A 22,803-nucleotide genomic window follows, 5' to 3' on the forward strand; every position below is an offset into this window, starting at 1 on the left:
GTTCTGAACGTCCGCGTCCCCGCGCATTTCAAAATCGTCCGAAAGATAGGCCGCTTGCGCGGACCCAGGGATCTGTCATCGTCGCCTCTAACCGCTGGTCAGGTGAACGGGAGGGAACCATGTCGACGTCCGAGATCGGGTACCGCGTGGCACGCCGGGGAGACGTGGCGCTGGACGCAGGGATGCTGTGGCGAACCGAGGCCGAATCGCGCGGTAGGGGAGAGGTCGGCGACCGTCCTGCGCTGCAGGAGGTTCTCTTCTGTGTGCGAGCCGACCTCGTGGATGGTGTCTGGGTGGACAGCTGGGAAGACCTGGGAGGTCCGATCACGCGGGCGTTGGTCTGCGAGGAGATGCGAGCTTGTCACGTCCCCCTGGTGGTGGGTGGCGAGTCCGTGGCACTGGACAATTCGCTGCCGGGCGTCCGACAGGATGTCCACGACCAGGTCCGGGCCGCCTGCGCTGCACTGCGAAGGCTCGTGCCGCGGCAGGAGGGCAAGCACGGTCACCTGGACATTGGACGCGGCCTGAGCAAGAACGAAGTCGTGAGGCTGGCGCACAAGCTTCACGTCGGGTTTCAGCTGACCTTGCCACAGACCGCGGAATTCCTGAACCAGGTCGGCTACTACTGGCGGGGCCCGCAGGGGGAGCAGCCCTACAACAAGCAGAAGGTGCACAGGCTCCTGGAGGACTCGGTCTGGGATGAAGATCTCCCGCGGATCGTCGACGGGGAGCGGATCCGTGCTGGCGGGAGGTCTCACCAGATATCTCCCGGGGTGTTCGACGCGGTGCTCGTCTACGAAGCGGACAGCGATGAGGACCTTGCTGCCCGGTCACGAGAAGTCCAGGAGATCGCGAAGCGCTACGAGCACGCCGTAGCGGCTCTGTTCTCTCCGGAAACTGCGGGCTTCGGCCTGACGGACCTGCTCCAGTGGGTGACCACTCCGGCGCCGATCGCTTCGCTCTACGTGGCCGACTCGTCCGTCTTCGCTGATGAGTCGGAACGCGAGGTCGTGTACGCATGGGTCCAGCAGTTCGGGCTGCGGGTCTTCGAGGCCGACGAGGCCGTGCCTCTGATCGCTGAAGAGAGCTCCGTAATGCGGGAAGTCGTCAAGACCTATGCGGCGCTCCGCATGCATGACAGTTGCACCGTGGTCGAGAGCAGCCGCTCCATCGAGCACGCTCGAGCGTGGGCGAGACGTCTCAAGAACGAGGGCAGTTTCAGCCTCGAAGAGATCGCCCGCAGACTCCGGCTGGAGGTGATCCCTACACGTAAGCGCAGGGGCGGGTGGAGCAGGAGCGCTGTTAGAGAACTGCTGGCTGCCGAGGCTGCTTCATGAGTAACCTCCGCCGCGCTGCCCGGCGCGAGCGTGCGCTGAATCGCCTTCGCGCCCAAGCCGGAGTCGTACTAAGCCAGCACGCCTTGGTTCGGGCCAAGGAACTCGGCTTCGACGAGAGCGAAGTGCTGCGGTGCGTTGAGTCTCCCGAGCAGACGTACGGGGGAGACCCACGGTACCCAGGCAATCGGCGCGTCTATCAGCGTCAGGATTGCGTGTGTGTTGTCGACCGAACCACTCGAACAGTCGTGACCGTACTGCTGCGCGCGTACGGTGCGTGGCAACACGGTACGAACACCCGCCGGAACACGCCTCGCGCTTGCTCAGGGTGAGGCGACGTAACCGGTGTCGGCACCTTCCTCGGCCCCAACGCGCCATGGTGGCTTTGTAGGTGAGTTTCGGGTTCTGGCACAGTGGAGTTGCCCCGGTCTGACAGACACCGATGGGCTTGCGCGCTATGCGGCTGTGTAGAGCACTTTATGTGGTGTCTTCGCGGCGTGACGACGTTCGTACTCGGCTGGGCTGAGTTGGCCGTTCGCCGAATGGCGGCGCCGGGGTGGACTTTCCCCGTGACGTTGGACACTCGATGCTTACGCCGCGAGGGCATGTCCTTGCTCGTGCCGCTGCCGGATCTCCAGCGGGGTCAGGTAGCCCCAGTGCGGGTGCTTCCGTAGCCGCTTGCGGTTGTAGAAGGTCTCGATAAAGGTGAAGATCTCGGCGCGGGCGGTGGCTCGGTCGGGCCAGCGGCGGGTGCCGATCTCTTCCTTCAGTACTGCGAAGAACGACTCGGCGACGGCATTATCGAAGCACGAGCCGGTCCGGCCCATGCTCTGCCGCAGCTTCAACCGGCCTATCTCCCGCCGGAGTTCCTCGGACGTGTACTCACTGCCGCGATCCGAGTGCACGATGCAGCCCGGCTGGAGCCGACCGCGGCCGGCGGCCATCGCCAGCGCGTCGACGACCAGGGACGCCCGGTGGTGGCCGGCCATCGAGTAGCCGACGATCTCGCGGGTCGCCAGGTCCAGCCAGGTCGCCAGGTAGAGCCAGCCCTCCTCGGTGGCGATGAAGGTGATGTCGCCGACCAGCTTCTCGCCCGGCGCGCTCGCCGTGAAGTCGCGGCCGATCAGATCCGCAGCGGGCACCGCCTTCTTCGCCGGGCGGGTCAGTGAACGGCGTTTGCGCCGGGTGATCCCGGCGATGTCGCGCTCACGCATGATCCGCTCCACGCGCTTGCGGTTGATCCGCCTGCCCGACCTGCGCAGTGCGGCGTGGATGCGCGGCACTCCGTATGCGTGTCTGGAGGCGATGTGCAGCACGGTGATCTCGTGGGCCAGGGCGTCGTCGGCGGCCTGGCGGGCGGCGCGGGCCTGCTCGCCGGCCCGCCAGGCGTAGAACGAGGACCGGGCAACCTTCAGCAGCCGGCACAAGAGAGCAACACCATGGGTGGTCTTCTCCGCTTCGATGAACACGTACACGTCGTTCACCGATCGCTCTCCTTCGCGAAGAAGACCGCCGCTTTTCGCAGCACCTCGATCGTCTCGGCCTGCTCACGGGCCAACTTGCGCAGCCGACGCAGCTCCTCCCGCTCGGCCGTCGTCAGCTCGCCCGGTGCCCCCTGGCCCTGGTCGACCTGGTCCTGCCTGACCCAGTTGCGCAGCCCCTCGGCGCTGACGCCGAGTTCCCGGGCCACCTCGGTGACGGTCCTGCCGGAGGAGCGGACCAGAGCGACCGCGTCCCGCTTGAACTCCTCCGTGTACCGCCTACTGCGGTTGCTCTTGTTTCCCACCTGGCACTACTTCCTCTGGAACCTCACGTCCCAGTCTCCAGGTGTCCAACATCAAGGGGAAGCTTCAGGGGGTTGTAGAAGCCTTCGATGACCCTGTTGCCCAATTGGGTGAAGTCGGCGTGATCTTGAGGTGAGCTTGTTCCGCTTTGACGGACACCATTGATGTGGTGGTCAGGCTGCGAGTGCGGTCTCGTACTCAGCGGGGCTGAGGTAGCCGAGGCTGCTGTGCAGTCGGTGCAAGTTGTACCAGCCCTCGATGAAGTCGAAGATCGCGGTGTGGGCGGCGGCCCGGCTGGGCCAGACGGAGGTGCCGAGCAGTTCGCGTTTGATGGTCGAGAAGAACGACTCGGCGAGCGCGTTGTCCCAGCACTGGCCGGTGCGGCCGACCGAAAGCCGAACTCCGAAATCAGCTGCCAGAGTAGCGAATTGCTGACTGGTGTACTGACAGCCGCGATCCGAATGGAAGATCACGGGACGGGCGGGGCGGCGCTGCCGGCAGGCGGCTGTCAGCGCGTCGGCCACCAGCTCGGTCCGCAGATGATCGGCGGTCGCCCAGCCGACCACGCGCCGGGAGGCGATGTCGATGACCGTGGCCAGATAGAGCCAGCCCTCCTTGGTCGGGACATACGTGCTGTCGCCGCACCAGCGGGCATCGAGCCCGGTGCGGTCGGGCTGGAAGTCCCGGACGATGAGGTCGGGACGGAAGGCAGCCCCGGGATCGGGGATCGTGGTCACATGCCGTCGTCGGCGGTGCCGGCCCTGCAGCCCGGCGGCCCGCATCAGTCGTGCGACACGACGGCGGCCGCACCCGGCACCCTCGCGTTTGAGCACGGCATGCACGCGCGGCGCCCCGTAGGTTCCGCGCGACTTCGCATGGACCTCGGTGATCTGCTCGGTCAGCTCGGCATCCCGCACCGCGCGGGGGCCGGGCAGGCCGGAGCGACGGGCATAGAAGGCGGTCCGGGAGACCTTCATCAGCTCACACGCGCGTTTGACGTTGTGGCTGTCCTGCTTCTCCGCCTCGATGAACGGGTGCACCGTCACCGGGTCTCCTTCGCGAAGAAAGCCGTGGCCCGCTTGAGGATGTCGACATCCTCGCGCAGTCGGCGGTTCTCCCGCCGCAACGCGGCCAGCTCCTCGCGCTCGCTGCTGGTCAGCCCGTCGCGCTCGCCCGCGTCGACCTCGGCCTGCTTCACCCAGTCCCGCACCGCGGTCTCGGTCAGTTCGAAGTCCTTGGCGACCTGCCCGACCGAGCGGTCACCCCGTCGGCACAGCCCGACGATCTCGGCCTTGAACTCCGGCGTGAACGAACGACGAGGGCGGCGAGGCTTCTTCTTCCCCATGCTCTCCATGATGGACATCCTCCCGGGGCTGAACCCCTGATCTCGAATGTCCGTCAAAGCGGATCAAGCCCAGCCGCCGTCGACCCAGGTCTTGCGGACAGTGGGATGCTCTGCGGCGACGTGGTCGACGAGGGCCTGGCCGGCGTCGGAGTCCTGCACGCTCGCCGCGGTGACCAGCACCGTCAGCAGCAGGCCGAGGGTGTCGGTGACGATGCTCCGTTTGCGGCCCACGATCTTCTTGCCCGCGTCGATGCCCTGCCCGGAGGCCGGGACGCTGGTGGAGGTCTTCACGCTCTGCGCGTCGATCACGCACGCGGACGGTTCCGCGCCCCTGCCCTCCTGTCGGCGTAACAGACTGCGCAGGACGCCGGTGAGCCGGGTGAACACGCCATCGTGCTGCCATTTGGCGAAGTAGCCGTAGCAGGTCTGCCAGGGTGGGAAGTCGTGCGGCAGATAGCGCCACTGCACCCCGGTGCGGTCCACGTACAGGATCGCGTTCATGATTTCGCGCAGGTCGTGCTCGGGCGGGCGGCCGATGTTCAGCGCATGCCGGCGCCGCTCGGCCCGCCACGCACTCAGCACCGGCTCGATCAACGCCCAGCGGGCATCGGACAGATCACTCGGATACGGACGACGTTCGGCCATGACCCGGGCATACCGCCGACCAGGGGCGTGCGCCCAGGCGTGCAGCGCGACCAGCAGGAGCACGCGCTGCCGGGTATCTCGGGATGAGACAGGCGCAAGCCGCATCCCGTCTCAGCCGTCACCCCATAGGACACGACCGCCGCATCAACCCCGCCAGCCGCATTGAGACGACGACCCCGCCTCGAGCAACACGGAAAAAAGTGAACTTCAAGGGCGAAAACTACCTCTTAGTGAGCGTTTGGTTCTCTTATGCGGGGGTTCACGGTGGATTACACCAGCAGTTCGCCTGCCATATCGCGTCCTGTTTATGGGGATAAGCCCCGAACGGCAGGAGTGAACCGCTCGCGCGGCGCATACCTTCGCCCAGAAACGCACCGTCTCATTTATCAATGCCCCGGCTTGCCCCGAAGCCTCCAGCGGCGGCCCGCACGCCCTCCCACCCCTGGCGAAGGTTTCGTACTCCAAAAATATGCAGCCCAGGCGACGCTACCCCAGCGACCTGTCCGACGCCCGATGGGAACTCATCCGCCCCACCCTCCAATCCTGGCGGAACGCCCGAGCCGGCATCCGCCGCCCCACCCACGACCTGCGCGACCTCATGGAGGCCATCCTCTACGTCGACCGCACCGGCATCCCCTGGCGCTACCTCCCCCACGACTTCCCACCCCACCAGACCGTCTACGGCTACTTCGCCAAATGGGAAGCCGACGGCATCTTCGACCAGCTCACCGGCCTCCTGTGCCGACTCGTCCGGGAACACGAAGGACGCAATGCCCACCCCAGCGCCTGCCTCCTCGACTCACAGTCCGTCAAGACCTCCGCCAACATCCACCTCACCAACCAGGGCTTCGACCCCGCCAAAAAGATCGCCGGCCGCAAACGCCACGTCGTCACCGACACCCTCGGCCTCCTCCTCGCCGTCCTGGTCACCTCCGCCGCCGTCCACGACTCCACCGCCGGCACCCACCTCCTGGACCACATCGCCACCCACCACCCCCGCGTCTCCAAAGCCTGGGCCGACTCCGGCTACAAGAACGCCGTCATCGAACACGCCGCCACCCGCGGCATCGACCTCGAAGTCGTCCACCGCACCCCAGGAAGCCGCACCTTCACCGTCCAGCCCCGCCGCTGGGTCATCGAACGCACCCTCGGCTGGCTCATGCACCACCGCCGCCTCGCCCGCGACTACGAAACCCACCCACACCGATCAGCCGCCATGATCCACATCGCAGCCATCGACCTCATGAGCCGCCGACTCACCCACGAAGCAACCCCCAACTGGCGCGACACCTGACCCGCACCAAACGGACGCCAACGAATCAAACGCTCACTTAGAACTCCTAACACAATGAGCTGTCGGGAATGACTGCCCGTCAGGGAGGCGTGAGGGTGGGGGTGGGGTGTGTGACGGTTCGCGGCCAACCCGACCTGCGACGGTTACTGCGCAGGAGACCTACACGCATGCTGTTCGGTGCCGTTCTCTGATCCCGTTGAGCAGTTCGGGACGGGGACCGGGGAGGTGGACGGGTGCCAAGTGAGAATCCAGCCGGCGGTAAGCACCGCCGCGCCGCCTGCCAGGGCGATTGCACCGCCTGTTCCGATGCCTGCGGCCACAGCGCCCAAGCAAACCGGCCCGATGCCCTGTAGCGTCATGCTGCCGGAGCCGAGCAGACCGAAGGCCTGGCCCTGGCCATCTGGCGGTAGGGCGTCCAGGAACGGCCGTTGCAGGCCGAGACCGTAGGCGAATCCGAAGCCGCAGAGCAGCAGCAGACAGGACGAGACGCCCACTCCGGGCTCGGCAGCGAAGCCGACCAGCGGCAGTCCCATCAGCGCTATCAACGGGACTACCAGTCGCTCCCGGGTGGGTGGTCGTAGGAGTCGGCCCACCAGCAGGTCACCGACAAGCATGCCGACCGGCAGACAGCCCATCAGCACCGCGTACCAGCCGGGCGCGAAGTGGCGTCCTCCGGCGTAGGCGACGATCAGGCCTTCCGCGCCCGCTATGAACGCTGGCGGGAGCCACTGGGCCAGCATCAGTCGTCGCACCATCTGTCCGCGCAGCAGCAGGCCGGCACCGTGCAGGCTTGCCAGGACGGCCCCGCCATCGCCCCCAGCGCTGCCGGGTGTGCCGCCGAACTCTCCCGGCTGCAGTCGGGGTAGCCGGATGCGGATAGCAAGCGCGCAGCCGAGGTAGAGGGCGGCACTGACCGCGAGCGCCCGGCGCGGGCCGAGTGCCGCGACGACCGCACCTCCCAGTGCCAGACCGAACAATTGCGCGCCGGCGCCAGCGATGTTGTTCAGTGACCGGCCCAGTACATAGGCGTCGCCTTCCAGCGACTGCGCGACCAGCCGACTCGACGCGCCGTGAAACACCGGTGTGGCGAGCGCGACCAGCGCCACGACCCCGAGGCTTGCCGCGATCGGCATCCGCACCAGGGCGAGCAGCAGGGCGGCGGCGCACGTCAAGGCGTAGCCGCCGGTGATGAGCGCGCGGGGCGGCAGTCGGTCGGCCAGTGAGCCCAGCAGCAGCGAGCCGAACAGCTGCGGGATGAAGCCGATGCCGAAGGCCAGTGCGCTCAGCAGCGGGGAGCCGGTGGCCGAGAAGACCAGCACCGAGAACGTGGTGATCCGCAGCGCGTCCGCAGTGATCGCGACGGTGCGGGTTGAGAAGAGCAGCCGGAATCGCGGCTCGGCCAGCACCTCCCGGTAGGTGGCACGGTGGTTGCCCTGCGCGGGCTCGGCGGTTGGGGTCATGACGCGCAGCCTCGCCGTGCGCCCACACCACTCACCAATGATTCGTCGCTGGACGAATCGGAACAACGTCCCGCGGTAGCCTCCCAGGGTGCTGCGCTTCGAAGTCTCCGTCGAGGACCTGCTGCGCAGCCGCTTCGCGCTGTCGCCCGCGCTGGACCTCTGCTTGCTGCTGCGCTCGCTCATCGGCCAGGGCCAGCCGCTGCCGCGAGCTTGGGCCGCCCGGCTCCTGCCGGCCTTTGAACGGCTTCGCCGCGAGAGCGAACTGGACGCCGCCCTCGCTCTGCAGGCCCCGCACGGCGGACCGAACTTTGTCGCTCCGCCCCCGCGCGGCCTCAGCCAGACCTGGGCAGACGACCTGGCCATGATCCGGGCCACGCCGCTGGAAGTGGCCCGCCGCGAATTCGCCACCACCGCGATCGGCCCGTCCGCCCGTGATCCCCGCGTATGCGCGGTCCTGGACTCGACGGACGCCGTCTCCAGGATCGCCGAGGCGATGGACCAGGCCTGGCACGAGCTGCTCGCCCCGGACTGGCCGCAACTGCGCGCGATCTGTGAGCGCGACGTCGTGCACCGGGTGGGTGTGATCGGCGAACACGGATGGGCCACGACCATCGAGAGCCTGCACCCGGGCATCGCCTGGCACGCAGGCGGTATCGAGATCGGCTTCTTCCGAGGCGGAACAGTCCGCCTCGCCGGCGACGGGCTCCTGCTGATCCCTTCGGTCTTCGTCGGGCATATCGCAGCCCACCTGGAAGACCCCTGGCCCAGGACCTTGGTCTATCGTGCCCGCGGCACCGCCGCCCTGTGGGGCGAACAGGAGACCGTCCCCCAACCGGACGCCCTGACCGCCCTGGTCGGCCGGTCCCGAGCCCGGCTGCTGTTGGCACTGGACGCCCCGGCCAGTACCAGCCAGCTCGCCCGAAGCCTCGCCATGGCACCCGGCGCGGTAGGAGACCACCTCGCCATCCTGCGAAGCGCGGGACTGCTCGTCCGCGCCCGGTCCGGACGGTCCGTGCTCTACCGCCGCACCCCGCTCGGCGAGGCACTGATCGCCGGTACGGACTGACGGCTCAGATCAGCACTGCCTTCTTGAGGCGCCGCCAGCAGATGATTGCGCAGCCGAGGGTGAGGAAAGCCTCGTGGATGTCGTCCCGTATCTCCCAGCGGATCCGCAGGCGGCGAAACCAGTGCAGGTGGGCGAACGCGCGCTCCACGACCCAGCGCTGGGTTCCGAGGCCAGAGCCGTGCTCGGTGCCGCGGCGGGCAATGACCGGCTTCACGCCGAGGTCCCAGAGGAGCCGGCGGTACTTGTCGTGGTCGTAACCGCGGTCTGCGAGTACGACGTCCGGGCGGCGGCGCGGTCGACCGCGCTTGCCGCGCACGGGTGGTACCGCTTGAAGCAGCGGGATGAGCTGGGTGACGTCGTTGCGGTTGCCGCCGGTCAGGGTGACCGCGAGCGGGATGCCGGTGGCGTCGGTAACCAGGTGGTGCTTGCTGCCGCTTCTGCCCCGGTCAACAGGGCTTCGTCCCGTCTTGGAGCCCCTTTTAACGCGCGGATGTGGGAGCCGTCGACTGCGGCCCGTGAGAAGTCCAGGGCGTCCGCGCTGCGAAGCTTGGCGAGGAGAACCTCGTGGAGTCGTGGCCACACACCGGCCTCGGTCCACTGGGCCAGGCGCCTCCAGCACGTCATCCCCGAACCGAATCCGAGCTCCTGCGGCAGGTGTTCCCAGGCGATCCCGGTATGCAGCACGAACAGGATGCCCTGGAACACCAGCCGGTCCGGATGCCGCTTCCGCCCGGGATGGCGCGCTCGGCGCTCCACCTTCGGCAGCAGCGGCTCGATCACCGTCCACAGCTCGTCGTCGACTTCCCACCGCTTCGGCCGCGCCACTCCGCACCCCCGGATTACTGACTTCGGCGTATTAGGGTCAGTTCGGTCTCTCGAGAGCGAGGCCGGTCCCCGTGAGGAATCCGCCGAGGATGTGGTGCCGGTACTGCAGCGCCTTGAGCCGCCTGTGGAGCAGGATCTCCAGCTCGCTGAGGGCGCGGGCGGCCAGGTTGGCCAGGCTCCGCTTGACATGCGCCCACAGGCCCTCGACCGGGTTGAGGTCGGGCGCATACCCGGGCAGCAGGACCACCGTCAGCCAGCCCCGCTCGGCCACGAGCGCCTGCATCGCCCTGGAGATGTGGGTGCTCAGCCGGTCCCACACCACGATCAGCGGGGCCTTGAGCAGCTGGTGGGCGCCGTCGAGCAGGCGAATGCAGTCCATCTCGCCGAGCGAGCGGCGCTCGCCCGTGCGGCCGGTATGCCGACGCAGCCGGTAGCACAGGCGGGCGGGCAGGCCGGGCCGGTAGCACAGCAGCCCGGCCACCGAGAGCCGTCCCCGGCCCCGGCCGGACACCTTGACCCTGGGGGTGATGCCGCGCCGGCCCTTGGGCGGCCGGCCGGTCACGCCCGCTTCGTCCTCGAAGCAGACGAACGCCCCGGTCGCCGCCCGGAGGGTTTTACCTCCTGCCAGGTCACCTCCCGCCACGTGGCGACGGCCTCCTCGTCGCGCTCGGCGGCGGGTCTGTCCGGCACCTGCACGCTGTAGCCCATCCGGTGCAGCAGCCGGTCACCCCGGAGATGCTGGAGGAGAGGTGGAACTTCCGCCCGATCAGCGTGCGCACCCTCGCAGCGGTCCACACCTGGTCATCCGTCCAGCCGTGCGCGGCCGGCCCCTCCTCCAGCCACGTCGCGAGCCGAGGCGGCAGTCGTAGCCGGAGGGGCCCTTGGAACGCAGCGCCTCGCGTCCGCCCGTCCTCCAGGCGCGGCGCCACTGGTAGACCGACTTCTCACTCACCCGTAACTCCCGGGCGATGCTCGGGACTTCCCCGTCCTCCTCAAAGAGGTCAACGGCCCGCATCCGCACCTCTTCCCGGCGCCTGCGCTGCTCGGCGGTCAGCCCGCCCCCGTCCGGATACCGCATGCCTCCGGCGTACCAGCCCGGACGGACTGCGTCACCGGTCCCGGCACAGATCCAGACCCCAAGACGCCGAAATCAGTAACGAGCGGCGAACCAAGTGCCATGTAGCTCAGCGTGATACTCAGGTCGGATACGGGCGTCGCACGCTGCCATCGGTCCCGCTGTGCTGGACCGGACGCTGAGCGAGGTCGCGGGCCGTTGCGGTGTCCTCCTCCACGACGCTGCAACGGCCCGCACCGCATGAGTTCTCGTACGCGGCCACAGTTGGGAGCCTGGCTGTCGGAAAAAGCTCTCCGGCACACCGAACCTCCCCCAGGCATTGCACATCTTCAGGTGTGTAGGCGCGCACTGACCTCGCGCGCCGATTCGCATTCGAGGGGAACCCGAAACTTCATGAAGAGCAAGCTGACCGCCGTAGCCCTTGCAGCCGTCGTCGTCGCCGGCACTGCCGCTACCGCCATCCCGGCCTCGGCCGCCCCCGCCAAGGCCGAGCCGACCCGCTGCCACACCGCCGACCTGAAGGCCGGCTTCGCCATGGGGGATGACGCGAAGCCGGAGATGGAGCAGACCAAGAAGCAGACCCAGGCGTACATCTGGTTCACCAACCAGAGCAAGCGCACCTGCACCCTGTCCGGCTTCGCCGGTGTCGACATGACCGGTACTCAGAAGACCGACGGCACCTGGTCGCTGGCGCGCTCCTCCAAGAAGCCCGAAAAGATGATCCTGAAGCAGGGGGACACGGTGGACTTCAGCATCAACCTGCTCCCGGTGGCCAAGTCCACCCCGCAGAAGGAGAAGTTCGTTCCGGCAAAGTTCCTGGTCACCCCGCCGAACGAGACGGAGCACTTCACCCTGAAGTGGCCGTTCGGCGGCCAGATCCTCAAGCAGGACGGCGCCACCCGCCCGGCCACCTACCTCAACCCGGTCGGGTTGTAACCAACTGGACAGCCTCTGAGCTTCCCTTCAGCGTCGCTGGTGGCCACCGCAGGACTCCGAAATGAGTTGAAGCCTCCGGGTGGTGCGGTGGCCACGTCTGACACGCGGCACGCCCGGCCCAGCGCAAGGCCCGCCGCGAGTACGAGAACCACGTCAACGCACTCCCGGCTGCCAGCCTGCGTTGAGCTGACCGACCACCACACCCGCCAAGATCAAGAACTGGCGGCTTTTGGGCTTACCTCGGCGCTACCCCGGGTTGGCCTTGTAGTCCTAGCTCGGACACCAGGGAACAAGTAACCCGCTGGTAGCTTTCAGGGCTTCGCGGCGGCGGTCTTCTGTGCAACATCCCGCGAGTTCGCCGTGCCCCTCGGTTCCTCGGCATGGGGCCTGACCAGGCACCTCGTCTCCCTCACCCTGGGCGCCTGCGTAGGGATCATGATGAACCTTCAGGAATCCTGAAGGTTCATCATGATCTATGCTGATCTATCGCTCCCGTCTGCCGGGCTGACCTGCGGCAACGGGAGATGAAAGCCAGGACGAACCCGCGGGATGCTGCATAGACGCCGCCGAGGACGTCGCCGAGGTGCCCGCGCCGCGCTCCGGGCGGGTGCGCCGGCGCGGACCCGGCTGGAAGGGCGTACGCACCACCGGCTGACCCCTGTATGAAGGTCCACCGGCGGAGGGTGGAGGACTCTCGGGGCTCCATGAGTGGCGAGTCCACCACGTCCCGAGCGTCTCCGTGCCGAGTAAGTGCCTGTGCCTGCACCTCCCCTTGGATCTCCGGGTGGGTCTGGGCTGTTGTCTGTTCGGGGTCAACGGGGCTGGTCTCCACCGGCGTCAGACGTCAGTGACCGGTGTCTCGAGCTGAAGCGGCAGTGTCATAGGCGGATGACGACCAGGGCGATGTCGTCGTCGGTGCCGCCGCTGACGCCGAGACGGGCGAGCAGCGTATCGGCGAGCTGGTCGGGGGCGAGGGTGCTGTGCTGGGTGAGGGCGGAGGTCAGGCGGGCCAGGCCGGTGTCGATGTCCTCGTCGTGGCGTTCGATGAGCCCGTCGGTGTAGAGCACCAGGGTGTCGTTGGGTGTGTAGGTGAGGGATGCCTGGGGACGAGGGACGTGGTACGGGCGGGCGCCGAGCGGTGGGTCGGTGGCCTGGTCCAGCAGCTCGCAGGTCCCGTGGACATGGAGCAGGACGGGCGGTGGGTGCCCGGCATTGCTGTAGATGATCAGTCTGGTGCGGGGGTCGATGAGTACCTTGACCGCAGTTGCGGCCGTGGCGCCTTCCAGGGAGCGGGCGTACAGGCCGAGGACTTCCAGCGCCTGGGCGGGATTGGGGGTGGCCCGGATGGCTGCGCTCAGTGCGCTTCGGAGCATGCCCATGACGGCCGCGGCCTGTAGGCCGTGGCCGACGACGTCTCCGACCGCCACGGCGTAACGGTCGGGTGGCAGGTCGGCTATGTCGTACCAGTCGCCGCACACATTGAGTGACTTGGTTGCGGGCAGGTACCGCACCGCTATGCGGTCCGCGAAGCGGCACAGGTCGGGAGTGGCGAGCATGGCCTCCTGAAGGGTGACGACGATCTGCCGTTCGCGGGCGTGGGCCTGACGCAGCTCCTGGTTCAACTGATGCAGCTCGCGGGCCCGCACATAGAGTTCGGCTGCCATGCCTTTTTCCCGCTCGGTGAACTCCTCGGTGAGTTGGCGTGCCCGGCCGGAGTGGACGAAGGCAGTGATGTCCTCGAACCGCTGGACGATCCACCGCACCCTGCCGTCCGGCCCCGGAATCGGGGTGTGGATCGTGGACCACCACCGCTCACCGAACCCACCCGGCTGGTGGGAATCGGGGATGTCGTATCGCTGCAGTACCAGGGTGTCCGGTGTGCCGGTATCCAGGACCTGGCGCAGTGAGGCATTCAGATTCAGCTCTGCGTCGGCGGCCGGGGCGCCAAGGTTTTCCGGCAGGGCATCGAAGAAGTACTTCCCGATCAGGTCTTCGCTGGTCAGACCGGTGGCCTGCTGGTATGCCCGGTTGACGTACTGGACCACCAGGTCCGTGTCCATCACCAGGTATGGGCTCGGGGTGGCGGCGAAGAAGGCCGTGAAATCCATGTCTCTCATCGCGTGCTCTCCGATGTCCGTGAGAGCAATCGCCTGCACTACCAATGTACGAGCATTCCGAGATCCGGGCCCGCCGGCACCTACCGTGCCCGCGCTGGAATCAGTGCCCTGGGGATCAGTGGGCGAGTTCCCATCGACATTGCGGGTTGACTAGTCACGTTCCGTGACCAGTCATGAGTTCGAGCTGATGTAGGGAGCTGTTGCTCTCGTGGGCAGGGGACTTTTGGCTGCCAACGTCCGGGGGCAGCTGACCGGTCCCAGGCGATGTCCTACGCCTACCGGTCGTGGCCCAGCAGTGTTATCACGTGCAGGGTGATCGGAGCTGTTTTCGCCCTTGCGGGGGCGGGGGCCCTTGTCGCCGGGCTCTGAAGGGTTCGAAGGGCACTGTCACGTTGGCTGACCGGGTGGGATGATCTTCGGGTTGATCATGGCGGAGGGGGTTGTCCGTGGGCAGTACGCCGCCGTTGTACAAGGGCCACCGGTACCCGGTCGAGATCATCTCCCACTGCGTGTGGCTGTACTTCCGGTTCCCGCTCAGCTTCCGCGAGGTCGAGGAACTGATGCTCGGGCGCGGTGTCGTCGTGTCCTATGAGACGGTCCGCCGCTGGTGCCTGAAGTTCGGGCAGTCCTACGCCCACGGCCTGCGCCGCCGACGGCCCCGGCCCGGCGACAAGTGGCACCTGGACGAGGTCTTCATCGAGATCAACGGCGAGCAGAAGTACCTGTGGCGGGCCGTCGACGCCGACGGCACCGTGCTCGACATCCTCGTACAGAACCGGCGGGACACCGCTGCGGCCCGGCGGTTCTTCCGCAGACTGCTCAAGAGAACCTGCTCGGTGCCGCGGGTGATCGTCACGGACAAGCTCCGCTCCTACGGCACGGCCCACCGCGAGGTGATGCCCTCGGTCGAGCACCGCTCGCACAAGGGCCTGAACAACCGGGCGGAGAACAGCCATCAGCCGACGAGGCAGCGCGAACGCGCCATGAAAGGCTTCCGCAGTGTGGGCGCCGCGCAGCGGTTCCTGGCCGCGTTCAGCGGCATCTCACCCCACTTCCGGCCCCGCCGCCACCTGATGACCGCCGCCGAATACCGCACCGAGATGACTGTCCGCTTCACCGTCTGGGACCAGATCACGGGCGCCATCGCCCTGCCCACCGCAGCGTGACCCAGGCCCCCGCCCGACCCCTACACGCCCTCAATCGATCAACACCCCACCAACGTGACAATGCCCCGTTGGGCCGACGACCGGTTCCGGGTTGGCGGCCCAGCGAACTGGCCGGAACGCTGGGAAGAGAGCTTCGGCCGGGACGAGTCCGACGATCGATACGAGGAGATCAACCCGTACGACCTACGCGAGCGGTAGATCCCCGCTGGGCCCTGATCGGGCCCCAGCGAAAGGTCACCAGCCGTGAGCCAGCTGCACAGCGGTGACCACGAGGCCGAGCACGGCGACGACCACCCCGGCGATCGTCCACCGGTGCGTCGACCTCTGAGGGCTCGTCGGCGTCACCGCCGGGGCGAGAGCCTGCGGTTCGGCATACCCACCAGCCGGCTCCGCGAGGACCGCCTCCTCCACGAGGCCGAGGCCACCGGCGGCGACCCCCGCCGCATCTGAGACCTGTTCGGCCTGTCCGTCGGCGCGGCCCTGCGCTACACCAGCACCATCGATCAACCCGGCCTCATCGAACACAGCCTCCGCAACACGAGACCCGCACCGAGACCAGAGCCTGGGTAGTCGCCCCCGACGGCAGCAAGTCCTCCGGGATGGGGTCAGAAGAAGGTCGTCAACTCGACGCGCTTGTCCTCCAGCTTGAACCGGAGTCCGATCGTGAAGGTCCGGTACCGCCCCTCCACCTCGATGTCGACCAGTGCCATGTACAGCAGGTCCCCGTACTCGTTGAGGCGCAGGTTGTACAGGTACCCCTGCGCCACCAGCTTGCTGACCGCGACCTCCAATGCGGGCTGACTCAGGTGGAGCAGGCCGGCCTGCTCCATGGAGTCCCGGTGCTTGCCGTCCTGGAGGTACCCGTACCGGCCGGGGGTCATCCAGATGTCGGGTGACTCCAGGTACGCGGCGTCAGGGCTGAGCGTGGTGAGCGCCAAACCGTTGTCCTCGCGGTTCATGCCGGTGAGGTGGCTGTTGATGTGGTAGCCGAGGAACGGCAGGAACTGCGTGTCGATCACTGCCGTGGGCGTGAAGCCGAGTGCTTCAAACGGCAGCCCCGCGCCGTTTGGCTCGGCGCCATTTTCGCTTACACCTTCCAGGATCATGTCGCCCACGCGAAGGCCAGAGTTCATCAGGGATAGACCCAAGTGCTCCTTGAGGGCGCTGCGGTCGGTGCAGTCGGCGTGCCCGATGTAGGCAGGGTGCTCAGCAGCGCTGGCGGTGAGCGTGTTGCCCTGCTCCTCGGACAGGTTCGTGACATATACGACGTACACCTGAGAGGGGTGGATGACTGTGAACGGCCGGTCATAGACGACGCTCACGTCCATGGCCGCCTGCACCTGGTCGGCGGAGTCGTGGAGGATGTCGCCGCGCAGGATCGAGTTGACCGGGACTCCCTTCCGCGGCCGCGGTAGACCGGCTATCCACGCCTCCGCCACGTCTATGCCGTAGAAGCCGCGAGAGCTCAGGGAGGCCACCGCGGAGTCGAAGAGGAGAGCGATCTCCCTGCGGCGGTGATCCGGTACCAGCGCCTTGGCGAGGCTGCTGTAGGCGATGCCCAACTCGCCGAGGTTCCGGGTGAGCCGGAAGTGATCGGCGCGCATCATCCGGTGGAACGCCTCGTCGGTCAGATCCAACGTGTCCCGCATCGCAGCGAGGACGACGCTGTTGTGGGTCGTGACCACGTGGATGTTGAACGGTCCGGCCAGCAGCTCATCCCACGTCGTCGGGCTGTTGGCGGCCATGCCTGCCTCCCTGTATCGAGGTCGCCGCATGATCGGCGGACCACGAGGCTATACGGCCCAGTACGCTCACAGCCCCTGATTTCAGCGGTCCACGGCCAGCCACGCCCCGGCCTGATACCGCCAGCTCGGTCGCGGTTCCGGCAGCGCCGACACCGGTGCCTCAGTTCGGCAAGCTCGGACGAACCCGAGCCCGCTTCGGTACCGTTCTGGACGCACCACCCGTGAGTTCGGCTACGAGCCCCCTTCGGAAAACTCGAACCCACGGCCTTTGGACATCTCGATCAGTACCTGCCGGGCGGCCTCGCAGTCCCCGGCGGCACGGTGGCCGCCACCGAGCCGGAGCCAGCGCCGGACGCCGAGCCAGTCCGCGTACGCCTGCATGAGGCAGTACCAGTTGCCCTTCGGCTCCAGGTGCATCGGCTTCTTCCCGGCCCGCTCCACGTCCTTGAGCACAACGGTGCGGTCGTACTCGGCGCTGTAGGCGCAGATGATCCGGCCCCTGGTCACCTGGCGCAGGCGGGGGAGGATCTTCTCGAACGGGCGGGCGTCGGCGACCATCTCGTCCGTGATGCCGTGCACCCAGCGGGCGCCGTCGCTGATCTTGGCATCGCCGGGGTTGACCAGGGTGTCCAGCAGCTTCTTGCCGGTGGCCGCGTCGAGCACGGCGATCTCGACCGTCCGGCCGAACAGGTCGGTGGTCTCGGTGTCCACGACGGCCGCCCGGCCCGGCTGGAGCAGCTCCCTGGCCTCGCGGGTGATCTCCCCCCACGCGGGGCCCAGCACGATCTCGGCGGCGTAGGAGGCGGCCTGCGGATCGGCGGCCAGCTCCCGGCGCACGGTCTCCTCGGTGGGCACCTCCTCCACACGCTCCCAGTCCAGCTCCCAGCGACCGGAGTACGGGCTGTTCCACGCCCACACCCTCACGCCGTGCCGGTCGGCGAGGCCCTGGGCGAAGGCGCGGACGACGGCGGCCCGGGGCGGGGCGAGCTTGGCGTACTCGCGCAGCGGACTCGGGGCCCCCTTGGGCAGACCGCGGGCGGCCTTCCAGTCGACGCCGGGCATGTCCCGCAGCGCGCGGACGTCGCCGAGCCGGTACAGCGCGACGGTGACCGTGCGGGAGCGGCCGACCCGGCGCTCGTAGGTGTCCGCCGGCGTGACCCATCCGGCCGCCTCCACGTACTTCCAGTCGCTCGGCCGGCAAGCCGACGGGTTCGTGGATTCCTGGAGGGGAAATCCAGGGAACCGGAGGGTGGCTGGGCTCCTGGAGGCAGAGTAGCCCGTGGGTTCCGGGCTTCCGACTGGCCTGGACAACGTGAGCTGGTCCCAGCTATCAGTGGGTTTCGGCCCCACTTAACGATCATTCGGGCATGATCTGTAAGTGTGATTCGGCCCCATCCTCGCGGTTCGGTGTGCGGTGCTGGGGTCTGTCATGCCAAATGGGGGAGACGTCGGCGATGGGGAGATGCGTGTGATCGTCTGGGTGAACGGCGCGTTCGGCAGCGGGAAGAGCACGCTGGTCGATGAACTTCGTTCGCGGTGGCCCGCAGCGCTGGTCTATGACCCGGAGATGGTCGGTTATGTGCTGCGCGAGATCGTGGCTGTCCCGACCGGCGACTTCCAGGATCTGCGGTTGTGGCGGCGGCAGGTTGCGCATCTGGCTGTGGGGCTCGTCGAGGAGTATCAGCGGCCCGTTCTCGTCCCCATGACGTTGGTCAACCCGGAGTATCTCGAGGAGATCTTCGGTGCGCTGAAGGCCGCGGGGATCGTCGTGCATCACTTCTTCCTCAAGGTCTCCGAGGATGTCTTGGTGAAGCGGATCGACGGACGAAGCTTTACTCCAGACGATCCCGAGCAGGATGAGCGGGTCCGACAGTGGTGCAAGGCCAAGATCGAGGCGTGCACGGCCGCAATGGACACGCTGCCCAGCGACACCGTGTTCCTGGACGGCGAGCTGCCCCCCAAGGAGTTGGCCGACAACGTGCTGGCCCACGTCGGCGGGCCCATTGCTGACTGATAAGCGGGGCCGCGAACCAGCCAGCTCGTCATGCCTGGGTGGGGTCCTTGATGAAGCGGTGCGGGTGGGCGGCCTTGACGTACTTCATCGCGGTCTCGGGTGCGATCCCGAAGACGCGCATCAGGTGGACGGGGTCGGCGGTCTCGTGTGCTTCGTCGAAGATCCGGTCGATCCGCAGCTTCTGAGGCTGGAGTCCGAGCTGGGTGAAGATCGGTTGGAGACCGTATTTGGCGACGGGCGGGCCTTCTGGGCCGAGGGCGGTGACCTGCGTGACGAACAGGTGCGGGTTGGTGCTGCGGGGCCAGCGCTCGGCTCGTTCGCGTAGCCACGCGGTGAGGAGGGTCAGAGTCAGCTCGTCGAGGTAGACGGTGTGCCTGTCGCTTCTGCGGTGGGTGATGAGACGGCCGACGGAGCGGTTGAGGTCGGTCAACTGCAGGCGTCGGATCTCCGTCGAGCCCAGCGCGTGAATCGCGACCAGGACGACAGCGGCCTTAGCCATCGCGGTCGGCGCCCTGTCCAGAAGTCCGGCAAGGCGGTCGGACGGGATCCGTCGGGGTGCGTTCTTGACGTAGGTGGCGGAGACGTTGCGGGCCGGGTCCCGGAAGACGACCCGCTCTCGTTTCAGGGCTCGGAACAGCGATCTCAGGGCGCCGTGGACGCCATGGGCCGAGTTGCCGGTGTGTGCGGCGACGGCGTCTTCGACGTCCTTCGGCGTGATCTCGCGCAGGCTCTCGACCCGCTTGCCCCACTTCCGCAGGACGGGGACGTGATAGTGGGCATAGCGGCGGATGGTGGCCCAGTCCATCGCCGGAGAGGGGGCGTTGTCACGTTGTTTGGGTGTGCGGGTGTCTGACGGTGTGTCGAGGTGTGGTGGGGCCGGGTGCCGGCCCTGGGCTCAGGCCGTGGCAGGTCGGCCGGTGACGCCGGTGACCTGCTCCCAGAGGGCGAAGCGGACGGTCATCTCGGCGCGGTAGCCGGGGGCGGTCATCGGGTGGCGGCGGGGCCGGAAGTGGGGTGAGATGCCGCTGAACGCGGCCAGGAACCGCTGCGCGGCGCCCACACTGCGAAAGCCTTTCATCGCCCGTTCGCGCTGCCGGGTGGGCTGGTGGCTGTTCTCGGCCCGGTTGTTCAAGCCCTTGTGGGAACGGTGCTCGACGGAGGGCATGACCTCGCGGTGGGCCGCGCCGTAGGAGCAGAGCTTGTCCGTGACGATCACCCACGGCACCTCGCCCGTCTTCGTCAACAGGCGGCGGAAGAAGCGCTTGGCCGCAGCCGTGTCCCGGCGGCTCTGCATCAGGATGTCCAGCACCATCCCGTCCTGGTCGACGGCCCGCCACAGGTATTTCCGCTCACCGTTGATCCTGATGAAGACCTCGCCCAGATGCCACTTGTCGCCGGGCCGGGGCTGTCGGCGGCGCAGTGCGTTGGCGTACTGCTGACCGAACTTCGCGCACCAGCGGCGGACCGTCTCGTACGAGACGATCATGCCGCGCTCCAGCATCAGCTCCTCGACCTCCCGGAACGACAGCGGGAAGCGGAAGTACAGCCACACGCAGTGGGAGATGATCTCGACCGGATACCGGTGCCCCTTGTACGACGGCGACATGCCCTCCACGGATGACCCCCTCCACCGTGATCAGCCCGAGGATCCTCCCATCCTGTCAGCCAACGTGACAGCGCCGTCCCATCCGCTGGTACTGCCCGCGTTGATGGACATGGCTGAGGGCGACGACGCCGACACGGCGGCCGCGGCCCTCCACCTGGCCGGTGCCCTCCTTGTTCAGGCCGACCAGCGATACGAGACCCGGAAACTACGTGACCAGCACGCCCCCGAAGTCGCACGCTTACTGACCGCTGCGAACCGGTGGCGGCAGGCCACCGCTGACCGGAACGACTACTGCCACCTGCTTGAGACGGTCCTGAACCTGGAGGGCGACATCCACTGGGCAGAGGACCTGACCTGGGGCATCGTCAGCGAGGAGTACGAGCTTGATTGCCCCGATCCAGACGGCTGCACGGCGGTATGGGTGATCGTTGGTGAGCGGGGCTTCTTCAGCACGTCGGAGGACTACGCTCTCTCCGACGACGCCGAAACCCTCCCTCTCCATCCGGCCGCCCCCCGCACCCTCGACGGCCTCGGCCGCCGCCTCTACGAGCTAGCCCTGGCGGACGGTCACGAGGATGTGGCGCACGCCCTGACTTATGCCTTCGGCGAGGCAACCTGCCCACAGTGCGAAAGGCGCTTCTCCGTCGTCGGACAGGTCGTTGCCCGTTCGAGCTGAAGGGTCATTTTGCCGGTTTATATGTCTTTGCTGCGTGATCGTAGAACCGGCTCACCGTGTCCCGTGCGGCTTCGGGCCCGGTGGCCACCAGCAGGTGGATACGGCCGTCGATGTTCAGAGCGCGGTTGAGGACGAATCGTTCTTTACCCTCGGCTTCCCAGGTGAACTGGCCTCGTACGCCCCGGTATCCGCTGACTTTGATCGTGGTCAAGCCGCTGCTTGTGGCCCACGTCGAGTCCCGGTACGGCTGCAGTTCCGGCTCGTAGTCTCGCTGATAAATCATGAGGTCCTTGGCGTAGTTTGCGACGGCGTCACGGCCTGGGACCACGATCAATTCGTACTCTCCCCTGGTGTAGCGGTACTGGGCACTGGCGTTCTTGTCGTGGTGCCGCCATCCTGCGGAGACCTCCAGCTCAAACCCGGGCTGTGAGACGTGTTCGTAGCCCTTGGCGCCAGTCTGCGAGGAGCTCCGTGAGTTCGTGGGCGTGGGGGGTGCTGAGGCTAAGGGGGAGGACGGAGAGTCGTCGAATCGGTCCAGGAGCGGCAGCGTGAGGACCGCCACCGCAGCCGTGCTCAGCAGCGCGGCTGCCCACCGCATCCGCTGTTGGGACCTTGTCACGGCGGGCTTCCTAACCGGTTCGGCGGACCCGGCTGTGGCGCGCAGCGCTTCGATGACCGCCTGAGCCGCCGGGCGGGCGGCGGGATCTGTGACCAGCAGAGCCTTGATCAGAGGCGCCAGCGCGACGGCGCGGTGGAGCGGCGGCGTCTTGCCAGCGAGGACCGCGCCGACCGTGGCTTCCATCGACGCTCGCCGAAATGGGGATGTGGCCTCCACCATTTCGTAAAGGAGGACGCCGAGGGACCACATGTCCGAGGCGGGTCCGGGCCGCTGTCCGCCCATCCGTTCGGGGGCGGTGTAGGCGAGCGAGCCAACAAACTCCCCGGCTTGGGTCAGCGACTCCTCGCCCACGATGTAGGCGATGCCGAAGTCGGTCAGTACGACTCTGCCGCCACTGCCGAGTAGGACGTTGCCGGGCTTCACGTCCCGGTGCAGCACTCCCCGCGCGTGTGCGGCGGCAAGCGCCTCCGTGACCGCCATACCAATCCGGGCAGCTTCGCGTTCGGGCAGGGCTCCGTTGTGGTCAAGGCGGTCTGCGAGCGACTCTCCGTGCACCCGCTCCATGACAATCCACGGGTAACCGTCCTCCACCACTACGTCGTGCACGGTGACCACGGCCGGATGTTCTACGCGCGCCGCCGCCCGAGCTTCCCGCAGGATCCGCGCGGCCAGGGGCCCGGCAGACGCCGTGAGCGCCTGTTTTACGGCAACCTCTCGGTCCACGAGCGTGTCCCAGCCCGCCCAGACCGTGCCCATGCCGCCAGCGCCCAACCGCTCGGTCAGCCGGTAACGCCCGCCGATCAGCCGCTGCTCGGTCGTCGCCGAGCTCTCCGGTTCTTCCCCCGTCGCCATGACGGAATCATCCTGCAGCCCGGCCCTCCCACGGGACTGAAGTGAGATCCTGGTAGCCCGCGCACATCGGGCGCGTCACCGTCCCGGGCAGTTGACGGCCTGGCCGTCAGCCACCCGAACGGGTTATGCGGCCGGCTCATAGGTCAAGGTCTGGTCGAGGCAGTCGGCCGCCACCTCACCCAGGGTTGTCACTTCGGCTTCGTCGGCCGTAAGGCTCCAGTGGGCGCTGTCACGTTGGCTGACA

24 protein-coding genes and 1 pseudogene are annotated in these 22,803 nt (G+C 67.6%); 9 read left to right on the plus strand and 16 right to left on the minus strand.

Annotated elements, in window-relative coordinates:
• Nucleotides 1–119: 119 nt before the first annotated feature.
• Nucleotides 120–1,337: a hypothetical protein gene (locus tag OHB56_RS01945; RefSeq protein ID WP_406351267.1), complete on the plus strand. Its 1,218-nt coding sequence runs from the start codon at nucleotides 120–122 to the stop codon at nucleotides 1,335–1,337.
• A 587-nt stretch (nucleotides 1,338–1,924) separates the two neighbouring features.
• Here the strand turns inward: OHB56_RS01945 and OHB56_RS01950 are convergent.
• From OHB56_RS01950 to OHB56_RS01970, 5 genes and pseudogenes are all read right to left on the minus strand, one after another.
• A complete protein-coding gene (locus OHB56_RS01950) occupies nucleotides 1,925–2,818 on the minus strand; it encodes an IS3 family transposase (RefSeq protein WP_055593155.1) in 894 nt (297 codons plus the stop codon).
• On the minus strand, nucleotides 2,815–3,120 hold the full coding sequence (locus OHB56_RS01955) for a transposase (RefSeq protein WP_381677622.1): 306 nt from the start codon (nucleotides 3,118–3,120) through the stop codon (nucleotides 2,815–2,817). The genes OHB56_RS01950 and OHB56_RS01955 overlap by 4 nt, the downstream gene beginning before the upstream one ends.
• 171 nt (nucleotides 3,121–3,291) lie before the next feature.
• Nucleotides 3,292–4,164, minus strand: coding sequence for an IS3 family transposase (locus tag OHB56_RS01960; RefSeq protein WP_406351268.1), 873 nt, complete (start codon nucleotides 4,162–4,164; stop codon nucleotides 3,292–3,294).
• Nucleotides 4,161–4,472 carry a transposase gene (locus OHB56_RS01965; protein ID WP_406351269.1) on the minus strand — a complete coding sequence of 104 codons (312 nt, stop codon included), beginning with the start codon at nucleotides 4,470–4,472 and terminating at the stop codon, nucleotides 4,161–4,163. Before OHB56_RS01965 ends, OHB56_RS01960 begins: the two co-directional genes overlap by 4 nt.
• A gap of 60 nt (nucleotides 4,473–4,532) precedes the next feature.
• Nucleotides 4,533–5,108 (minus strand): annotated as a pseudogene (locus OHB56_RS01970) (IS5 family transposase); the annotation flags it as partial.
• Nucleotides 5,109–5,577: 469 nt separating this feature from the next.
• Here OHB56_RS01970 and OHB56_RS01975 point away from each other — a divergent pair.
• Nucleotides 5,578–6,402: an IS5 family transposase gene (locus tag OHB56_RS01975; protein WP_406351271.1), complete on the plus strand. Its 825-nt coding sequence runs from the start codon at nucleotides 5,578–5,580 to the stop codon at nucleotides 6,400–6,402.
• Nucleotides 6,403–6,545: 143 nt separating this feature from the next.
• Here OHB56_RS01975 and OHB56_RS01980 read toward each other — a convergent pair whose 3' ends face one another.
• Nucleotides 6,546–7,862, minus strand: coding sequence for an MFS transporter (locus tag OHB56_RS01980; RefSeq protein ID WP_406351273.1), 1,317 nt, complete (start codon nucleotides 7,860–7,862; stop codon nucleotides 6,546–6,548).
• Nucleotides 7,863–7,950: 88 nt separating this feature from the next.
• Here OHB56_RS01980 and OHB56_RS01985 point away from each other — a divergent pair, with 88 nt between their 5' ends.
• Nucleotides 7,951–8,928 (plus strand): winged helix-turn-helix domain-containing protein, encoded by a 978-nt coding sequence (locus tag OHB56_RS01985; protein WP_326756781.1) that lies wholly within the window; start codon nucleotides 7,951–7,953, stop codon nucleotides 8,926–8,928.
• Between the two features lie 4 nt (nucleotides 8,929–8,932).
• On the opposite strand, the gene OHB56_RS01990 is transcribed toward OHB56_RS01985, so the two are convergent.
• The 4 genes from OHB56_RS01990 to OHB56_RS02005 all read right to left on the minus strand — a co-directional run bounded on the left by OHB56_RS01990 (nucleotide 8,933) and on the right by OHB56_RS02005 (nucleotide 10,831).
• Nucleotides 8,933–9,753, minus strand: a protein-coding gene (locus OHB56_RS01990) for an IS5 family transposase (RefSeq protein WP_406351275.1) whose coding sequence is annotated in 2 segments (ribosomal slippage) — nucleotides 8,933–9,411 and nucleotides 9,411–9,753 — 822 coding nt in all. Because the reading frame shifts where the segments join, the coding sequence is not laid out codon by codon here.
• Between the two features lie 37 nt (nucleotides 9,754–9,790).
• Nucleotides 9,791–10,315 carry a transposase gene (locus OHB56_RS01995; protein WP_406351277.1) on the minus strand — a complete coding sequence of 175 codons (525 nt, stop codon included), beginning with the start codon at nucleotides 10,313–10,315 and terminating at the stop codon, nucleotides 9,791–9,793.
• Nucleotides 10,312–10,461: a winged helix-turn-helix domain-containing protein gene (locus OHB56_RS02000; protein ID WP_406351278.1), complete on the minus strand. Its 150-nt coding sequence runs from the start codon at nucleotides 10,459–10,461 to the stop codon at nucleotides 10,312–10,314. The genes OHB56_RS01995 and OHB56_RS02000 overlap by 4 nt, the downstream gene beginning before the upstream one ends.
• Before the next feature lie 58 nt (nucleotides 10,462–10,519).
• Nucleotides 10,520–10,831: a helix-turn-helix domain-containing protein gene (locus OHB56_RS02005; RefSeq protein ID WP_326756784.1), complete on the minus strand. Its 312-nt coding sequence runs from the start codon at nucleotides 10,829–10,831 to the stop codon at nucleotides 10,520–10,522.
• Between the two features lie 390 nt (nucleotides 10,832–11,221).
• Here OHB56_RS02005 and OHB56_RS02010 point away from each other — a divergent pair, with 390 nt between their 5' ends.
• Nucleotides 11,222–11,764 carry a DUF4232 domain-containing protein gene (locus OHB56_RS02010; protein WP_326756785.1) on the plus strand — a complete coding sequence of 181 codons (543 nt, stop codon included), beginning with the start codon at nucleotides 11,222–11,224 and terminating at the stop codon, nucleotides 11,762–11,764.
• An 878-nt stretch (nucleotides 11,765–12,642) separates the two neighbouring features.
• Here the strand turns inward: OHB56_RS02010 and OHB56_RS02015 are convergent.
• Nucleotides 12,643–13,881, minus strand: coding sequence for a SpoIIE family protein phosphatase (locus OHB56_RS02015; protein WP_326756786.1), 1,239 nt, complete (start codon nucleotides 13,879–13,881; stop codon nucleotides 12,643–12,645).
• 446 nt (nucleotides 13,882–14,327) lie between these two features.
• On the opposite strand from OHB56_RS02015, the gene OHB56_RS02020 reads away from it, so the two are divergent.
• From OHB56_RS02020 to OHB56_RS02030, 3 genes are read left to right on the plus strand one after another with little or no spacing between them, the layout of a single operon-like run.
• The gene (locus tag OHB56_RS02020) at nucleotides 14,328–15,047 is read left to right on the plus strand and encodes an IS6 family transposase (protein WP_406351281.1); all 720 of its coding nucleotides are present in this window, start codon (nucleotides 14,328–14,330) and stop codon (nucleotides 15,045–15,047) included.
• A gap of 60 nt (nucleotides 15,048–15,107) precedes the next feature.
• Nucleotides 15,108–15,245: a hypothetical protein gene (locus OHB56_RS02025; RefSeq protein WP_406351282.1), complete on the plus strand. Its 138-nt coding sequence runs from the start codon at nucleotides 15,108–15,110 to the stop codon at nucleotides 15,243–15,245.
• Nucleotides 15,246–15,290: 45 nt separating this feature from the next.
• The gene (locus tag OHB56_RS02030; RefSeq protein WP_406351283.1) at nucleotides 15,291–15,497 is read left to right on the plus strand and encodes a hypothetical protein; all 207 of its coding nucleotides are present in this window, start codon (nucleotides 15,291–15,293) and stop codon (nucleotides 15,495–15,497) included.
• A gap of 155 nt (nucleotides 15,498–15,652) precedes the next feature.
• Here OHB56_RS02030 and OHB56_RS02035 read toward each other — a convergent pair whose 3' ends face one another.
• A complete protein-coding gene (locus tag OHB56_RS02035; RefSeq protein ID WP_326756790.1) occupies nucleotides 15,653–16,792 on the minus strand; it encodes a hypothetical protein in 1,140 nt (379 codons plus the stop codon).
• Between the two features lie 231 nt (nucleotides 16,793–17,023).
• Nucleotides 17,024–17,968, minus strand: a complete 945-nt coding sequence (locus OHB56_RS02040) for a 3'-5' exonuclease (protein ID WP_406351285.1) — start codon at nucleotides 17,966–17,968, stop codon at nucleotides 17,024–17,026.
• Between the two features lie 292 nt (nucleotides 17,969–18,260).
• Here OHB56_RS02040 and OHB56_RS02045 point away from each other — a divergent pair, with 292 nt between their 5' ends.
• A complete protein-coding gene (locus OHB56_RS02045; RefSeq protein ID WP_326756792.1) occupies nucleotides 18,261–18,806 on the plus strand; it encodes an AAA family ATPase in 546 nt (181 codons plus the stop codon).
• Between the two features lie 28 nt (nucleotides 18,807–18,834).
• Here the strand turns inward: OHB56_RS02045 and OHB56_RS02050 are convergent, their stop codons facing one another.
• Together OHB56_RS02050 and OHB56_RS02055 are read right to left on the minus strand one after the other, a co-directional pair.
• A complete protein-coding gene (locus OHB56_RS02050; protein ID WP_326756793.1) occupies nucleotides 18,835–19,611 on the minus strand; it encodes a hypothetical protein in 777 nt (258 codons plus the stop codon).
• Nucleotides 19,612–19,701: 90 nt separating this feature from the next.
• Nucleotides 19,702–20,412, minus strand: coding sequence for an IS6 family transposase (locus tag OHB56_RS02055; protein WP_406351287.1), 711 nt, complete (start codon nucleotides 20,410–20,412; stop codon nucleotides 19,702–19,704).
• Between OHB56_RS02055 and OHB56_RS02060 the strand changes: the two genes are divergently transcribed.
• A complete protein-coding gene (locus OHB56_RS02060) occupies nucleotides 20,396–21,088 on the plus strand; it encodes a hypothetical protein (protein ID WP_326756795.1) in 693 nt (230 codons plus the stop codon). The two genes, OHB56_RS02055 and OHB56_RS02060, sit on opposite strands and share 17 nt — an antisense overlap.
• Nucleotides 21,089–21,092: 4 nt before the next feature.
• On the opposite strand, the gene OHB56_RS02065 is transcribed toward OHB56_RS02060, so the two are convergent.
• Nucleotides 21,093–22,559 carry a serine/threonine-protein kinase gene (locus OHB56_RS02065; protein ID WP_406351289.1) on the minus strand — a complete coding sequence of 489 codons (1,467 nt, stop codon included), beginning with the start codon at nucleotides 22,557–22,559 and terminating at the stop codon, nucleotides 21,093–21,095.
• Nucleotides 22,560–22,803 lie beyond the last annotated feature (244 nt).

Source organism: Streptomyces sp. NBC_01635 (genome assembly GCF_045209715.1).
Classification (GTDB): domain Bacteria; phylum Actinomycetota; class Actinomycetes; order Streptomycetales; family Streptomycetaceae; genus Streptomyces; species Streptomyces hirsutus.

Bases quoted from the DNA above. Each gene is read 5' to 3' on its own strand.
- OHB56_RS01980 (WP_406351273.1), bottom strand. From the start codon at position 7,862: ATGACCCCAACCGCCGAGCCCGCGCAGGGCAACCACCGTGCCACCTAC.
- OHB56_RS02035 (WP_326756790.1), bottom strand. From the start codon at position 16,792: ATGGCCGCCAACAGCCCGACGACGTGGGATGAGCTGCTGGCCGGACCG.
- OHB56_RS02015 (WP_326756786.1), bottom strand. From the start codon at position 13,881: ATGAGAGACATGGATTTCACGGCCTTCTTCGCCGCCACCCCGAGCCCA.
- OHB56_RS02010 (WP_326756785.1), top strand. From the start codon at position 11,222: ATGAAGAGCAAGCTGACCGCCGTAGCCCTTGCAGCCGTCGTCGTCGCC.
- OHB56_RS02050 (WP_326756793.1), bottom strand. From the start codon at position 19,611: ATGGACTGGGCCACCATCCGCCGCTATGCCCACTATCACGTCCCCGTC.
- OHB56_RS02055 (WP_406351287.1), bottom strand. From the start codon at position 20,412: ATGTCGCCGTCGTACAAGGGGCACCGGTATCCGGTCGAGATCATCTCC.
- OHB56_RS01945 (WP_406351267.1), top strand. From the start codon at position 120: ATGTCGACGTCCGAGATCGGGTACCGCGTGGCACGCCGGGGAGACGTG.
- OHB56_RS01975 (WP_406351271.1), top strand. From the start codon at position 5,578: ATGCAGCCCAGGCGACGCTACCCCAGCGACCTGTCCGACGCCCGATGG.
- OHB56_RS02025 (WP_406351282.1), top strand. From the start codon at position 15,108: ATGCCCCGTTGGGCCGACGACCGGTTCCGGGTTGGCGGCCCAGCGAAC.
- OHB56_RS02065 (WP_406351289.1), bottom strand. From the start codon at position 22,559: ATGGCGACGGGGGAAGAACCGGAGAGCTCGGCGACGACCGAGCAGCGG.
- OHB56_RS02005 (WP_326756784.1), bottom strand. From the start codon at position 10,831: ATGCGGTATCCGGACGGGGGCGGGCTGACCGCCGAGCAGCGCAGGCGC.
- OHB56_RS02000 (WP_406351278.1), bottom strand. From the start codon at position 10,461: ATGGGCTACAGCGTGCAGGTGCCGGACAGACCCGCCGCCGAGCGCGAC.
- OHB56_RS01965 (WP_406351269.1), bottom strand. From the start codon at position 4,472: ATGGAGAGCATGGGGAAGAAGAAGCCTCGCCGCCCTCGTCGTTCGTTC.